General features: G+C 48.4%; 12 protein-coding genes and 1 pseudogene. All 13 read right to left on the bottom strand.

The window, feature by feature from the left end:
• Positions 1-35: 35 nt before the first annotated feature.
• Positions 36-185, bottom strand: a pseudogene (locus DRI82_RS24435) (MBL fold metallo-hydrolase); the annotation flags it as partial.
• 207 nt (positions 186-392) lie between these two features.
• Positions 393-1,427 (bottom strand): tyrosine-type recombinase/integrase, encoded by a 1,035-nt coding sequence (locus DRI82_RS20820; RefSeq protein WP_114195826.1) that lies wholly within the window; start codon positions 1,425-1,427, stop codon positions 393-395.
• A 418-nt stretch (positions 1,428-1,845) separates the two neighbouring features.
• The gene (locus DRI82_RS20815; protein WP_114195825.1) at positions 1,846-2,640 is read right to left on the bottom strand and encodes an IclR family transcriptional regulator; all 795 of its coding nucleotides are present in this window, start codon (positions 2,638-2,640) and stop codon (positions 1,846-1,848) included.
• Between the two features lie 106 nt (positions 2,641-2,746).
• Entirely contained in the window at positions 2,747-3,400 is a 654-nt protein-coding gene (locus tag DRI82_RS20810) for a bifunctional 4-hydroxy-2-oxoglutarate aldolase/2-dehydro-3-deoxy-phosphogluconate aldolase (protein ID WP_114195824.1), read from the bottom strand.
• Between the two features lie 90 nt (positions 3,401-3,490).
• Positions 3,491-4,804 carry an MFS transporter gene (locus DRI82_RS20805; RefSeq protein WP_114195823.1) on the bottom strand — a complete coding sequence of 438 codons (1,314 nt, stop codon included), beginning with the start codon at positions 4,802-4,804 and terminating at the stop codon, positions 3,491-3,493.
• Positions 4,805-4,845: 41 nt separating this feature from the next.
• Positions 4,846-5,838, bottom strand: a complete 993-nt coding sequence (locus DRI82_RS20800) for a 2-dehydro-3-deoxygalactonokinase (RefSeq protein WP_114195822.1) — start codon at positions 5,836-5,838, stop codon at positions 4,846-4,848.
• A 98-nt stretch (positions 5,839-5,936) separates the two neighbouring features.
• Entirely contained in the window at positions 5,937-6,944 is a 1,008-nt protein-coding gene (locus tag DRI82_RS20795) for a 2-dehydro-3-deoxygalactonokinase (RefSeq protein ID WP_114195821.1), read from the bottom strand.
• Positions 6,945-7,019: 75 nt separating this feature from the next.
• Positions 7,020-8,174: an iron-containing alcohol dehydrogenase gene (locus DRI82_RS20790; RefSeq protein ID WP_114195820.1), complete on the bottom strand. Its 1,155-nt coding sequence runs from the start codon at positions 8,172-8,174 to the stop codon at positions 7,020-7,022.
• Between the two features lie 205 nt (positions 8,175-8,379).
• Complete coding sequence (locus DRI82_RS20785) at positions 8,380-10,941, bottom strand: fimbria/pilus outer membrane usher protein (RefSeq protein ID WP_157968115.1); 2,562 nt, start codon at positions 10,939-10,941, stop codon at positions 8,380-8,382.
• An 88-nt stretch (positions 10,942-11,029) separates the two neighbouring features.
• On the bottom strand, positions 11,030-11,701 hold the full coding sequence (locus tag DRI82_RS20780; RefSeq protein ID WP_114195819.1) for a fimbrial biogenesis chaperone: 672 nt from the start codon (positions 11,699-11,701) through the stop codon (positions 11,030-11,032).
• Between the two features lie 292 nt (positions 11,702-11,993).
• Complete coding sequence (locus DRI82_RS20775) at positions 11,994-12,641, bottom strand: hypothetical protein (protein WP_114195818.1); 648 nt, start codon at positions 12,639-12,641, stop codon at positions 11,994-11,996.
• Between the two features lie 480 nt (positions 12,642-13,121).
• Positions 13,122-13,643 (bottom strand): fimbrial protein, encoded by a 522-nt coding sequence (locus tag DRI82_RS20770; RefSeq protein ID WP_114195817.1) that lies wholly within the window; start codon positions 13,641-13,643, stop codon positions 13,122-13,124.
• Positions 13,644-13,870: 227 nt separating this feature from the next.
• Complete coding sequence (locus tag DRI82_RS20765) at positions 13,871-14,392, bottom strand: fimbrial protein (protein ID WP_114195861.1); 522 nt, start codon at positions 14,390-14,392, stop codon at positions 13,871-13,873.
• Between the last annotated feature and the right edge of the window lie 41 nt (positions 14,393-14,433).

Here is a 14,433-nt window from a genome sequence, read left to right as displayed (position 1 = left end):
ATAAAATACAAGCCGAAAAGATCTATTATTTGCAATTAGCCGGCTAACGTTTCCCCTGTTGCTGGAGTTATTGCCCCCGGCAACCACAACCGACCCCATGCCCCAGTACAATGGCAGCCCATTGTTTTATCTGGTTTTTGCTGATTCAGAAACTGCCTAAGCTGCCAGAGTACGCGCGGTGACGCACCACATAGACTCAAAAACTGTGGTCAGTTTTTGCAATTTTGCTTTAATGGTAAAGCTCTAGTGGCATTTTATCATCCCGATTTATACCGGGGTGATAACGATAACCTTAGATTATAGTTACAACATTCATATGTCTGTAAACTCATAAACTTAAACATCGAGTATAAACATCAACGCTTAACAGGCGCGAAAATTCAGCGAAGCAATTATTCTCCCAGGATATCGAGCATGGCGCTTTTGCTGGCCTCAAGATTGCGTATATAGCGCATCACCGTTTCAGGCTTTTTCCAGGTGCCCTCGTGCATGATCTTAGGCAACGAAACGTCGTTTTTTGCCATATCTTGCGCCGCCCCTACCCTTGCACTGTGACCGGTCCAGGTGGAGTAGCGTCCCCCCTGGCGATCGGCAAGAACCGGACCTTTAACCGCCAGCCAACCACTCTTAAAAATACTCTCTAACGTGACTGCCGATAACGTCTTTTCATTGCTGGAAATAACACGATTGGATTTGTTTACCCTACAAAAAATATAGGCATCAGGCTGGTTTAGTAATCCAGATTGTATTAACCAATGGCGAAGATGCGTTGTCGTGAAATTACTCAAAGCCTTGACCAAACCGTCGCCGGAAATAATGGTTTTTGTTCTGCCAATATATATTGTCGTATGTCCGTTGCTGGAAAAATTAATATCCCCAACCTTCAAGCGCGATATTTCACTCATTCGCAGCAGCGTATTATAGGCAATGGATAAATATGCCAGATTGCGCGCCTCGGTTAATTGTTCAGATCCGGCCCATATTGCAGCAACTGCTTTTAGATCAGTAACATGAAATGGAATCGCCTGCCCTATTCTCTCGCCATTTTCAACTGCCATCCGGCTGATTTTTTTAACGACGCGCGTCACGATGGGATGTTGGCCTGCGGGCAATAATCCCCCCTGCCGTTGTAGCATTCCCAACATTGCCAAATGCTGACGCACCGAACTCACGGCCAGACGTTGTTTCATGAATAAAACATATTCGCGCAGGGGTTCTGGTTGAATAGGTAAGTAGGGATAATCATGTTGCCAGCACCAACGACCCCAGGCGCGAAAGGCGCTGATCAACTGACGCCAGGTATTTTCAGAATATGCCTCCCGGTCATCAATAAAGCCCTGAAGTTTACGCAATATCTCCTGATCAATTCCTTCGCTTGAAAACGTCGTAAGTGCAGAACTTGCCGGTTGAAGCAGGTTATCGTTCAATTTTTATCCATATTTTCCATATTGCGCTACGTGAAATCTGAATAACATTCACAGGCATTACCCTGCATATTTTGCGTAGCGTTGTTTGCTTAATTGCCAGAATGACCCTGACAGCGATTAAAGATTGTGCAGCAAACCCTTAATTTGTGAGCTTCGGCCCTCTTTTCAACTAGCCGTTCAGATCGATAAAGAGATCGGTAGGATCGTTGATAGCTTTATATAAGTCCCATTATATAAAGTAATTCAAGAAAAAACTATTCATACCTGAGTTGATGGCATTTTTTGCCTTTGAAAACAGTAAGGTAACGGGATCCTTAATCAGAGATATAATCCTACAATCCGGAGATTATAGGATTACGCTTTTATCGTGGGGATCAAACTGGCAGCGCAACAGATCTGGATCTATGCACAGGAATGATTAACTGACGTTGTAAAGCCGATCGCCCCTGAAACCAATGCGATGTGAAATCGATAGTGCGGCTTCAGAAACCAATGTTCCCAACTCATTTATCCGCTGAGGATTCCCAAGCATTTTTGAAGAGAGGCAAGCGACGCTGATCGCGGCCAAGGGTTCATTGCGGGAATCGTAGATCGGTGCGGCCACACAAAATACATCCATATTGTGTTCACGATCGTCGATCGCGTACCCTCTTCTGCGCGCTTCATTCATTTCACGAAGCAGGTGCTCTTCCGTGGTGATTGTCGTTGGCGTAATTTTCGGCATGCCACCCGTTCGGCGAACAATATCAAGCAAACGTTCATCGGAGTAGGAAGACAACAGCGCTTTACCCAAACCGGTGCAATACATTGGACGGTTTGATCCTAACTTGCACGAGGTGCGAACAGAACTTTCACTTTCTGCTTTGTCGAGGTAAACCAACATCCCGCCACTTTCGATCGCGAGAAATGATGTTTCGTTGACTTGTGCGGTGATTTTTTCGAGAGCTGCCTTCGCCACATCATAGAAAGGTTTTTTGTCTCGATAGCCAGAACCGACCTGAAAAAGTTTCACCCCAAGCCGGAAGGACTTGAGGCGATCGTCGGCAACTTCCAGGTATCCTTTATCGACCAGCGTATAAATGATATCGAACGCGGTACTTTTGGGAATATCCAGATACTTGCTGATTTCCGTGATGGTCAATTCATTTGGACTGTGCGCGAGCAGTTCGAGGATCTCAAGCGCCCGCCCCACTGACCGGTTAAATTTGTCCATTGAATAAAAGCCTTAAAAAATATTTCCACTATTATAGCGTATCCAATCCTCTAAAATCCCTTAAAAAAGGGCGCTTATCCAGCGCCGTGATGACGAACTCTGCTCTTTAGGCCTGTGGCGTTTTGCCATTGCGAAACGTGGTAACAAAATTGTTCGCAAGTTCAGTGAGTCCCTGCCAATTTTCGTCGGCGATCATTTTCTTATTGATGAGTTCGCTGCCGACCCCGACAGCAAAAGCGCCAGCTTTGGCAAAATCTGCGGTATTCGATAAAGTAATCCCACCAACAGCAATCAGGGAGAGGTAATCGAGTGCGCCGCGGACATCCTTGAGATAATCCGCACCCAGGGCTTTAGCCGGGAACAATTTCAACAAATCTATCCCCATGCGACAAGCCTGCATCATTTCGCTTGGTGTCACGACAGCTGGGATCATAAGCCGCTGTTGTTCATGAACTACTTTTACAACTTCCGGATTGAAGTCAGGTGCCAGTACAAAGTTGGCTCCGGCGTTCAGTACGAGCTGAGCCATAATAGGATTTAACACGGTACCCGCACCGACATACATCCGATCGCCGAATTCAGCTGACAACATTTCAATAGACTGCAAATATCCAACGGTATTGCAGGTCACTTCGATGACCCGAATACCTCCTTCATACAATGCTTGCGCCAGCGGCAATATCTGATCCGGTGTCACGTGGCGAGCAATGGCTATAATTCCTGTCTCTTCAATAGCCTGAATAACCTTTTGCTTAATCAAAGCGCATTCCTTCTCTACGGCGTACTACGTGTAAATCACCGGCAGACTGCATTGATTCTCATCCTGCCGGTGTCATTATGCTCAATATTTTCAGTTAGTTGCAGCGATAGGTTTGGTTACCAGGAACCAGTAGCACAAGGCTGCACACCCAGCGATAATACCGCCACTCACGAATGCCAATGTGTATGAACCCGTTGCGTCAGCGATCATGCCCGTTACCAGAGGTGATAAAGAACCAGCAAAATATCCACCAAAGTTCTGAATGCTCCCTACTGAACCGACCATTGCTGCAGGTGCAACGTCACCAGGTAATGCCCAACCCGTCGCAGACAGCGCAGAAAGCAGAGCCATTGCGACAACCAGCAGAGCAAGTGTCGATGTCAAACTGGTGGCAAAAGGAATGCAAACTACCGTAATACCGGCTAACAGTGCTGAGACACTAATTGTGACGCGTTTTGCAACCAGTGAATCTTTGAATATCTCGCGGTCCATTAACCATTTGGAAATATATCCACCGACGACTGCACCTACAATACCACCAAAGTACGGAATACTTGCATAAATACCCAGTGACTTAAGTTCGATATTCTGCGTTTTCATCAAATAGAGCGGCAGGAAGGTGGTGAAAATGTTCATCATCCATACGTAGCAGAACCAACCTAATATCATTCCCCATACGCATTTGTATTTAAATAATGAGCCCCAGGTAATTTTCTTGCCGTCATCACCAATAGCGTTACCTACTGCCGTGCCGCCACCGCCCTCTTTAATATAATCCAGTTCTTCTTTGGTGATTGTTGGGTGTTTCTCTGGTTGATGATAGAGGAACACAAAGAAGACCATGAATACTAACCCAAGCGCACCTGCAATATAGAACAGCGAACGCCAGCCGAACGGAACAATAATGGCGACAAGAATCGGTGGAGCGATTGCCGGGCCCCATTTTGATGCGGCGTCCCAGAAACCGGTCGCCAGCGCACGTTCCTTTTTAGGAAACCAGGTCGCCGTAATCTTCGCGGCACCCGGCCAGCAAGGGGCTTCGGTCACACCCAGCAAGGCACGGGCAAAAAGCAAGCTGGCCAAACTGCTGCACGCACCCGTCAACATGGTGGCACCGCTCCACAACCCAATTGCCCAAGTATATACCTTTTTTGGACCTAATTTATCCACCAACCAGCCTGACGGAAGTTGGCACATCGCATAAATCAATGCGAAAACCGATCCCATCAAACCAATATCCGTGTTGGTTAAATTAAGGTCTTTCATCATATCCGGTGCAGCTATTGATAAACTTGCCCGGTCAATATAGTTAATAATGCCGCCAATTAATAACAGGAAAACAACAAACCATCTTTTCTTCCCTGTTCTCTGCGTGGCTGCCGCTGATTTCACGGTTGTATTCATAGTGATAGCCCTATCAATAATTCATTCGTAGGATACAGTGATTACAAAAGTTTTTTATAACGTGCCAATTCCATAATTCCGATGCCAGAAAGGGGCTGCGGATTATCATCAATAACGTGGATTTTGCCAGTGAAGAAGGCGTCATCCTTAATTAATGCGGCGAAGGCTTCTTTAAGTATTTTCTTACCACCAACGACGATCGTGACATCAGGCGTTACTTTCAGCGCATCGCTATTTTTGATAGCGGTAATATCGCTGGAGAGCACTGCGCCCAATAAAAAGTTGGCTTTCTGATTTTTCGATTGTTTCGCAAACATATCTAAAATTCGAACCGAGAAGCAGCTGCGCGACAGGCCAACCTGCTGGCAAGTGCGACTGCCTTGCAGCAAGGAAGCACTGTCGATTTCATCGGCGAAACCATGTTCAAGGGAACTGGCCAGAATCGTATTTTGCGTGATGACATCCAGGAGTTCGCCGCCGATGGTGGTGACACAACCTGTGATCCGGTTTTGTTCATCGATACGGATAAACTTTGAGTGCGAGCCCGGCAGAATGATCAGCGCCGGACCTTGCAGACCCATGGATTGGATGACACCAATCGTTTCAGTCTCCTCACCACGCATAATGTCCATGGCTTCAACATTTTCTGCTGATACCGCGTCGGCATTATTGCGCACGCCAGGTACAAACCATATCGGCTGGTCGGCAACTTCCGGCATGTCCACTTTTACCATTCCCTGCGCCAGTTCTGCGATACCTGCCGGAGCAATCTGGTGCGCCAATTCATAGAGCCCCACATTGGAGGTAATCATGCCTGACGACAGTAAAATCAGCGGATCGCTATACGTGATCCCCGCCTGTTTCATCGCGTCATCAACGGCCGTTTTCACGCCCTTGATCAACGTATCTTTGCTGCCGCTGATCGCGGTATCACGCACGCCTACGGCCTGGAAAGACTGAGCAATAATGTCATTATCTTTCCATACGCTTACGCGCGTATTTGTCGTCCCTGTATCTATGGTTATTGCATACATAGTAAATTCCCAGAGGTTTGATGAGTAATATGATAATTATTCAGTATAGTCTTAATAGATATTGCTGTTAGTCAGTACGGGTATTAATAAAGAACCTGTTAACAAATATGACTTTTGGCGATATAGCACGCCCCTTTAATTCCCAGCATGGCGATTTCTTGTGAATCTGTTATTGAGACAATATTATTTTTAACATCCCTGGTCTCTTTCAGCATTTCTTGATATATCTTGCAGCGCTCAGGTGCGCCAACAAAAATAATGTCACCTTCGAGTGAGAAACCCTGTTCTTCCGCTTCATCAAAGAGTTTCATATCATCCGCCGCGATAGTGGATTCGCAATAAAACTTACGCTCTGCCGCGGTGGTGGGTAATGAAAACTGAATAAAACGGGTAAAGAGCAGGCTGCGCAACAACCCGGTTTTACTGACACATTCGTAGGCGTGTTTCAGAATCTCTGTAGAGAAGATACTCTCTTCTTTTTTCTCGTTATTGACGATACTGGCATTGATAAATGTTTCTTTGCGAACGGCCGCGTAGACCTGTCCGCTCAACGAAGTAATGCTGCCAGCGATCGCCCCATCCCTATTGATATGAATGAGTTTTGTGGTTGACCCCAACTCCACGATGGTGGCAGGCAACGTCAACTGCATGCTGGCGATCACACCGATAGCCTGCGTCTCTTCACCCCGCATCAGGTCAATCTTCCTGATGTTGTCCCATGTCGCTTCACCCATATCGTTTTTCACGCCAGGGATAAAGATAATAGGTAAATCGAGTGGCAGAATCTCATTTCCTGCAACCTGAACGGTGTGCCTGGCGAAGTCATTGATATTCACTGGCGCAACCAGATGAGGGATCTCCATTAATCCCAGATTGGAAGTAATCATCCCCGATGCAATAGCGAAATCCACCTGTTTTACATTCAGGTCATTCTTTTCGAGCAATTTTTCAATTGCCTGAGTAAGTTCCTGTTTCAGTTGCTGGTTATTACCAGTAGTGACCGTACTATTGACACCAATCGCGATCTCATATTTATCCGCGACATTTTCCTGGTCCATTAAATACAGTCTGGTATTGGTCGAGCCGCAATCAATGATAATATACATGTGAATTCCCTGGCAAAATCAGGTAACTATTGAAAGGTAGGCAAATTATTGCTCGCCTACCTCCCCTTATTTTTATTAGAGGCAGCGTTGGTAGATACCGCGAATAGTTTCAGCATCAGGTACTTTTGGATTATTCGACAGCACCACTTTCATGGTGGTGAGAACATTATTCACCATCCAATCAAAATGTTCCTCTTTCACCCCAAGTTCTGTCAGCGTTGGCATCATATTGATATGGGTCAGTAGTTTTCTGACCGCGTCCACGCTGCTGGCAGCGGCTTGTTCGGTCGTCATGTCCTGGGTATCAACGCCCATTGCACGGGCAATAGCGGCAAATTTCTCTGGCGCTGCCGGCCAGGTGTATTCCATGAAAGGCATATAGATTGCAGCAATACCTTCTGCATGCACAACGTTCAGCAACCCACCCATTGGATGCTGCAAGGCATGCGGCAACGTGGTACCCGCACAGTCAATAGCCATCCCGGCCAGTGAACTGGCGAACGTGACTTTTTCCCACGCCGCCAGGTCGGTGACGTCATCATAAACACGCGGCAGATTTTGCGCGATCAGTTCAATCGCTTTTAACGACAGCATTTCACTCATCGGATGCGCATTCTTGGAGATGAAGGATTCCAGGGCATGGAAAAGCACGTCTGCACCCGGACCCGCGATAACGCGTTTCGGCAGGGTCAGCATGAGTTCTGCATCAATGATCGCGGCTTTCGGATAGATCAGCGGGTTAACGAGACCTTTTTTATCATTTGTTTCCGGGTTGTTGAACACGGCAGTACGGTTTGCTTCGCTGCCCGTTCCTGCCGTTGTTGGGATCAATACGATAGGTAACGCCGACGTTCCCTGCTTTTTACCGTAAACATAGTCCCAGATACTTCCTTCGTTTACCGCGGAGAAAGCAATTCCTTTTGCCATATCCATGGCGCTGCCGCCACCGATGCCGATCACCATATCGCAGCTTTCACGATTGGCCACTTCTGCGCCTTCGGCAACCAGCGTGGATAATGGGTTTTGCATAAAGCGATCAAATACGCTGAACGTGATGCCTGCCTTCGTCAGATTTTCCTTCAATGCAGCCAGTTGCCCCGTTGGCTTGGCACTGTCTGAAGCCACTATCAGCGCCTTTTTGCCATAAGCGGCGGCGATATCCCCTGCCTGCTTAAACTTACCGGCCCCAAAATAAAATTTCACTGGATTCATGTATTCAAACGATGACATGTCTTGCTTCCTTGTTCGTATATGCGGACGTTGTTCGATATTGTGAATACAATACTAAATTGAATATTTTCATTCGACCAACGGAATCGTCACAAACAGAGATCCCGATCACCATGTTTTTGTTTTGTGAAAAATTCGATAAATTTAGGTAGTCAAAAGAGAGGATGTTTATGTCACTGATTATCAGAGGAATGTTTTAAGAATACTACTGGCAATTGCCGTTGACCAGGGTCAGTCCGGCGGTTTGCGACGTGCGTGATGGCGCAGGCAACTGATAACTCACATGGCACTGCTGCCCGCTCTCTTTGCCCCATTGCACCAGCAGCGTGCCTTTTTCGGGCATTCCGGTTAAGTAAACCTCCCCACCGTCGCCGACGATGCTGGCATGCTCTTCTGTACGATCGGCGTCAGTGACCGTGGCACCAAAGGGCACAGGTTGACCATTAGCCCGTAGCAGGGTCATCATCACCCGCTGGCCGATACGAGGTTGATAATCGGCCACCACCACCGCACCGCGTGTTGGTGTGACGGTCCGAGTGGTTAGCTCCAACTCGACATCCTCGGGCAACGTGGCGGTATCCAGCCCGAGCATATTATAGCGGTACGGGGTGATGTAGGGCACCACGGCATAGCCACGCCAGTCGGTTTTCACTCCCGTACTATTCGCTACACTGACCCCTTTGGCACCCGGTGCTTTTACCAGGGCGACCGTTTCACCCAAGGGTTGAGACAGGGTAACGCCATTTTCATGTACCAGTATTCCCCCCTGGACACCGTAGTTGATCCGTTGTTGCTGGCTGCCGTAGCTGTAACCTGCATTAAGCTGACCACTGCCGCCCCGGTAGCCCGCCGACAGGTTGCCATTGCTGCCGTTTTCCTGACTGCTGTACCCCTGCGTCACACCCCAGCTCAAATTGTTTTGCTCCAGAGCCGTACCGCTAAGTCCCAGGGTGTGGCTGACCCGTCCCTGATTGCTGCTGTTCATGTTGTAACTGGCCCAGGTGTTGTCGAGCCAGCCAGAAAGCGGGATGCTGACATTCAGCGACAGCAGATGTTCGGTACCACTACTGTTAAGAGGACTCTTACTCTGGCTATAGCTGATACTGTAACTGATGGCACGCCAGTTGTTGTTATACCCCACGCCGAGGGTCTGCACCTTTGGCCCGTCCCAGAACTCTTCATTCACCAGACTGAGCGCCAGAGAGCCAACCTCTTGCCCCAGATTCTGGCTGACCGTAACCTCTATGCGACTGCGGCGGTGCTGCGGCATCTCAGCAGGCTGCTCAGACTCCCCATTATAGGTATCCAGCGTTTCCTGTAGCGTGTAGAAGCCATCGGAGAAGTCGCGGTAGTTCGCGAAGCTGATGTTGGTTCCGGTTTCGGCAAAACTTTTTCCGTAACGCAGTCGCAAAGACTGTCCATTGCTGCGCTGTGCATTCGCGGGCGTGGCCTGGGCTTGGGTGACGTCGACCGAGAATGCACCGATCTGCCCCATATTCTTGCCAACCCCCAACGCGAACGATTGATAGTGACTGGCTGTCTGCCCTCCGCCGTAGAGCGTCACCCCCCAGGGCAGGCCATAGATCGCAGTAACCTGGCCGAAGGAATCTTCCTCTATCTGATTATTCGCCGGGCGGTAGCGCCCCCCAGCCAGACTGTATTTAAGTTGCCCTTCCCGCTGCAACACCGGAACAGAAGCGAAAGGGATCACCAAATTCTGTTCACTGCCGTCTGCCTCGGTAATGGTCACGTCCAAATCGCCGCTACCGGAGGTCGGATACAGATCGCTAATCTCAAACGGACCTGCCGGAACATAGCTCTGATAAATAACGTATCCATTCTGGCGAATGGTGACTTGTGCGTTGCTTCTGGCAATACCGCGTACTACGGGGGAATAGCCGCGCAGGCTTTCCGGCAGCATCTCTTCATCAGACATCAGTTGACCACCGCGAAAAGGGACGCTGTCAAAAATCTCGCTGGCGGAGTTGGTGTCGCCCAATATCAGTTGACTTTTCAATAACGTAATATCGCGCTGCAGATAGGTGTTGATTGACTGCCATTGCCCATTTTCGTTATCGCCCCCACTCTCCTGGTTCCAGACAGAATAGTTACGCAGACGCCAGGGGCCCAAATTCAGACCGCTACGCAGATTCAGGTAGTAGCTATTGCTGCCCTCGGTATTTTCGTCGGCACGGGAGTTGGAACCGCTGAAGTTATAATTGGTGAGCAGCACCGGAATACCCTGCTGCCACTCTTCCGGATCCACATAGCCGCGCGCCTCGCTCTTCAGTGCTGCCTGCGGAATGCTCAGGTTCAACTGCTGGCTGTTAAAACGGAACTCGGTATAGGCACCGGGGATGCTGGCGGATAAATCGACGCAACCGTCCGTCTCCGTCAACGTACCAAACGCGGCGATATTCACGCCAATGCTGGCCAGATCATCACTGCTCAGGCAGGGCTCCAGACTGCTCTTTCCTGTCTCATCATTACGCTGGACAAATTCAACAACTCGTGAGTCAATGACCTGATTATTCAGCAGCAAGTCAACCTGGTATTCTCCCGGTGCCTGTGAGTTGCCTGCCTCAAAAACCGAGAGATCTGCCCCTCCCTGTTCAGGATTATCGATCTGTAGCAGTTCAGGATTAAAATACTCGCGTGCCTGGGCAAAATGCAGGCCAGCCACCATCAAAACCAGCAGGCACGCCAACGCCCCCCATTTGGAGAGGGCGCTTTTTTCACCTAAGTACGTATCTGATTGATGACGCATTCAAGGAACCCTGCTCACTGTCGGAACCTGGATGGATTCAGGGCTGACACATGATGTCTTCCACTAACGTGCAAAAAGATTGCCAGTATTAAAGGGAAAATTGGTAGGTATCACTGGTGCCACCATAATCGTTGATGATCTTCCAACTGACTGCACTGCCTGTCACTCCTGCGGGTAACGTAAAGTTCACCGTGCCGTTAGGCGCCACCATCGTCACGTTAGGGATCGTTTTCCCACCGAGTGAAACCGAATAGAAACTCAGATAAAAAGGAGAGTTGTTGATCGCCTGCAGCGCATTGCCGCTACGTTGCCATTTGAGGTTTTTCGCCGCGTCGTTCAAGGAACCTTTGATACCCGCCGGGCGATAAATCAGCTTGATGCGTGTTTTGACGGCGATTTGCAGCGTGTTGTCGGCCTTCTCTGTGGAAGGAATGGATTTGACGTTCAACCAGAACAGGGATTCTTTATCTTCCGCAAGATTGCCCCCGGCGCGGACAATGCGCAGCACGTTATCTTGCCCCGCATTGAGTCTGAACAAAGGTGGGGTGACAACAAAAGGCGCTTTGCCCTGCACACCCTCCGGGTTTTCAGCCCAGGATTGGATCAGATAAGCGACTTTATCGGGGTTCTTCACGTTCAGCGCGGCTTCTTTCTTGCCACCGTTATAGATCACCCGTGTACCGCCAACGATGACGCCCGCTGATGCGCCGAGCGACGCCAGCAACAACCCACAGAGCAATGCCTTATGCCAAAGTTTCATAGGATAATTTCCTGTAACCGGAAGCCATGATGCCAATAGAATTGCAGACTCATCTGCTACAGATTGGCAGAACGGGAAGTTCAGCGCTAAACGCGAATTTATACTTCTCTTTGAAAGTATATAAACGCAAAGGTAATAGTGTGGGTTTTTTTGTTGTATTCAGAAGGAAAAATGCCCCACTTTTGAGTGAGGCATGATGTTATTTCTGTCATCGTTACCGCGTGATAGTCCACGAAATAGCGTGCTACGGGCAGATTTTGCAGCAAAGTCGATTAATTAGAGGGATCACCCTTTATTTGATTAACCGATTTTTATTAACCTTTTTGCCATCAACCGAGATGTCAGCATAACCACTCTCTTTGATGTCATTGACGGCAAGCCGCCCCTCAACATCAACACGCAAATGATGCACATTACTAAAGGTACCCGGAGCACTTAAACTCACACCGGTCCATGCGAATTTGGAGTAATGCTCACTTAAATTCTTCTCCTGGCTGGTCATAAACGCGGTGAGGGGTGTTAGAACGACCTTATCAAGTGAAATCAAATAGTCATTCACGTTGAATTTTGATGCATCGCCCATAACGCGGATCTCTACCAGGGCAGGTTTTTTAAACTCACCACTTCGGGTATCCATGCGCATACTTAACAATTTTTTCGGGTCTTCCGGATTCTGATAAGTGACAGTACAGGTTGTCATCACACCTTGCGGCCTGTTAGCACTGCGGGGATCAATGTCACCACCAGAAGCAAAAGAGGCTCTTATCGTTGATACCTTTGCCTCATCGCCGAGTTTTTCTTTAACTTTCTTAAAACAAATATCTATTCCGTCTGACAGCGAATACTTATAGTCTGTGTCATTAGCATACAAAGGAAAGTGCGTTAACATTGTCATACCAAGAGTGATCGATAATGCGCTCAATTTGACCGATTTTTTCATGCATAAACCTCGTAAAGTTTGATTGAGTAAAAGTATATGGAACTAAAGTAGAGGGTATTTGGAGCGCATGAAAAGCATTGGGGAGAAATAGCCAATCTGTAGGTGAAGATACCGATATTTCATCATTTTCGTTCTGCTTTCACGTCAGACTCAGTTTGCTATCGGTTGATCTGTATCATTGAATATTTCGCACGTTTCATGATCTTCTAATAAATACTGCTTTCATCTCATATTTCTTGTCTGTTGTGGATTAAGTATGATTTTCCTTCTCTTTTCCAAAAGTCAGACCGTCCGCCATGGGCGTCTATAATATCCCGTCTCTGGATACCATTGCCATTTGGATGAGATTTATGTTTGTTAAATGTGATGCAAATACAATTCTTAATGTATGCAGACATCATTGTTCGAATTCATTCTCCCTTTCATTTCCTGGCGGAGGTTCAGCGCGACGCGTTGGGCTTTGCTGTTGCGCAAAGCCCATCAATTGTAGGTAAACGAGGCGACGACCGAGGCATTGATTGAGCCGGGCGTAACCCCGCCACTTGCGGTGTAAGCGCGGGTTCTCAGTGAAAACGTGGCAGTTTGGCTGCCGCTGTTTACGTCAACTGTGGCCGTCTTGCCATTGCCGTAGTTCATTCCATCGCTCCCGGTTAATTCGATCGAGAGATTGGTTGCCGTGCCCTGGTTCTTGTATCGTTCGGCATCTGCGCCATCCTGAGTACCGGAAAAGGTGGCCTGTACCTTGGAGGTGGATGCCGGGCAGTCTCTCAGGACTATCTGGAAAGACTTCCAATCACTCCCGGTTCCCGCTGTCGCCAGCGTCGTCGCCTGGATTTGCTGCAGATCGACATTGATGACCGAGTTGCTGCTGTCAACAACGCAAGGAGAGGCGATGACATTTCCCGTAATATTGATTGTACTGACATCCGCTGCGTTAAGGATCATGCTGTGAGTGGCTAATAAGCATAACCCGCCGAATTTCAGTTTGGTTGATATTGTCATGTCTCTCCCCGTGAAGTTATTACAGACCTGGATATTTGTTTTACAAAAAGCACGCGTTACTTAGGTTCCAACTCACAGCGGGTTATTTACAGTCAATGGGTCAATGAATTTATGTTATTTCACCGCATCTGCATGAGAGGCAGAATTAAATTCAGAACGTCCGTGTGGCAATGACCCATCTATTTCACCCGTGAAATTTTCCCCATTAAAATAACAACCCGCGGGGCTTACTGATATATCACCGTAAACTGGGCGCTGGCATTGGCGATACCCGCCGTTACCGCACTGGACGTCGCCTTGTAGCGGGCAACAAAGTCCAGGGTGTTAGCCACAGCGGGGGCCAGGGCATAAGGCTGTGAATTTTCAAATAATCTCACTACCTGCTGGCTGGCGTCTGACAGTTGGATCGCCACACCCGTTGCCGCATCTACCCCGTAGCCTAGTGCCAGCAGGCTGTTGTCGCCCGCCACGCTGGTACCGTCAAACTTCACCACGGCACTGCTCGCCGCAACTGGGCAATCTTTCAGGACCAGTTGGAATGCCGTCGGGGCAGAGGTCGAACCAACTCCGGTAAATGCCGTGGAGGCCACTTTGCCCAGGGTGACCGTCAGGTTCTGCGAGTTGGTATCAACGGTGCAGGCGACGTCTGTGATTTCACCGACGAAGTTGATTGTACCGTCTGCAGCAAATACGGCAGGAGCAGCAACAACAGAGGACAGCAGGGCAACAGCAAGTAAATTCTTCTTCATCATAAAATCTCTATTTAATTAATAACAGGGTTAGGGTTAAT

It is taken from the genome of Edaphovirga cremea (assembly GCF_003332275.1).
In the GTDB taxonomy this organism is placed as follows: domain Bacteria; phylum Pseudomonadota; class Gammaproteobacteria; order Enterobacterales; family Enterobacteriaceae; genus Edaphovirga; species Edaphovirga cremea.
This window is presented reverse-complemented; position numbering and strand designations above follow the sequence as displayed.

Coding starts and splice junctions, on each gene's coding strand:
- DRI82_RS20805 (WP_114195823.1), bottom strand. CDS start 4,804: ATGAATACAACCGTGAAATCAGCGGCAGCCACGCAGAGAACAGGGAAG.
- DRI82_RS20815 (WP_114195825.1), bottom strand. CDS start 2,640: ATGGACAAATTTAACCGGTCAGTGGGGCGGGCGCTTGAGATCCTCGAA.
- DRI82_RS20775 (WP_114195818.1), bottom strand. CDS start 12,641: ATGAAAAAATCGGTCAAATTGAGCGCATTATCGATCACTCTTGGTATG.
- DRI82_RS20780 (WP_114195819.1), bottom strand. CDS start 11,701: ATGAAACTTTGGCATAAGGCATTGCTCTGTGGGTTGTTGCTGGCGTCG.
- DRI82_RS20795 (WP_114195821.1), bottom strand. CDS start 6,944: ATGTATATTATCATTGATTGCGGCTCGACCAATACCAGACTGTATTTA.
- DRI82_RS20790 (WP_114195820.1), bottom strand. CDS start 8,174: ATGTCATCGTTTGAATACATGAATCCAGTGAAATTTTATTTTGGGGCC.
- DRI82_RS20770 (WP_114195817.1), bottom strand. CDS start 13,643: ATGACAATATCAACCAAACTGAAATTCGGCGGGTTATGCTTATTAGCC.
- DRI82_RS20785 (WP_157968115.1), bottom strand. CDS start 10,941: ATGCGTCATCAATCAGATACGTACTTAGGTGAAAAAAGCGCCCTCTCC.
- DRI82_RS20800 (WP_114195822.1), bottom strand. CDS start 5,838: ATGTATGCAATAACCATAGATACAGGGACGACAAATACGCGCGTAAGC.
- DRI82_RS20765 (WP_114195861.1), bottom strand. CDS start 14,392: ATGAAGAAGAATTTACTTGCTGTTGCCCTGCTGTCCTCTGTTGTTGCT.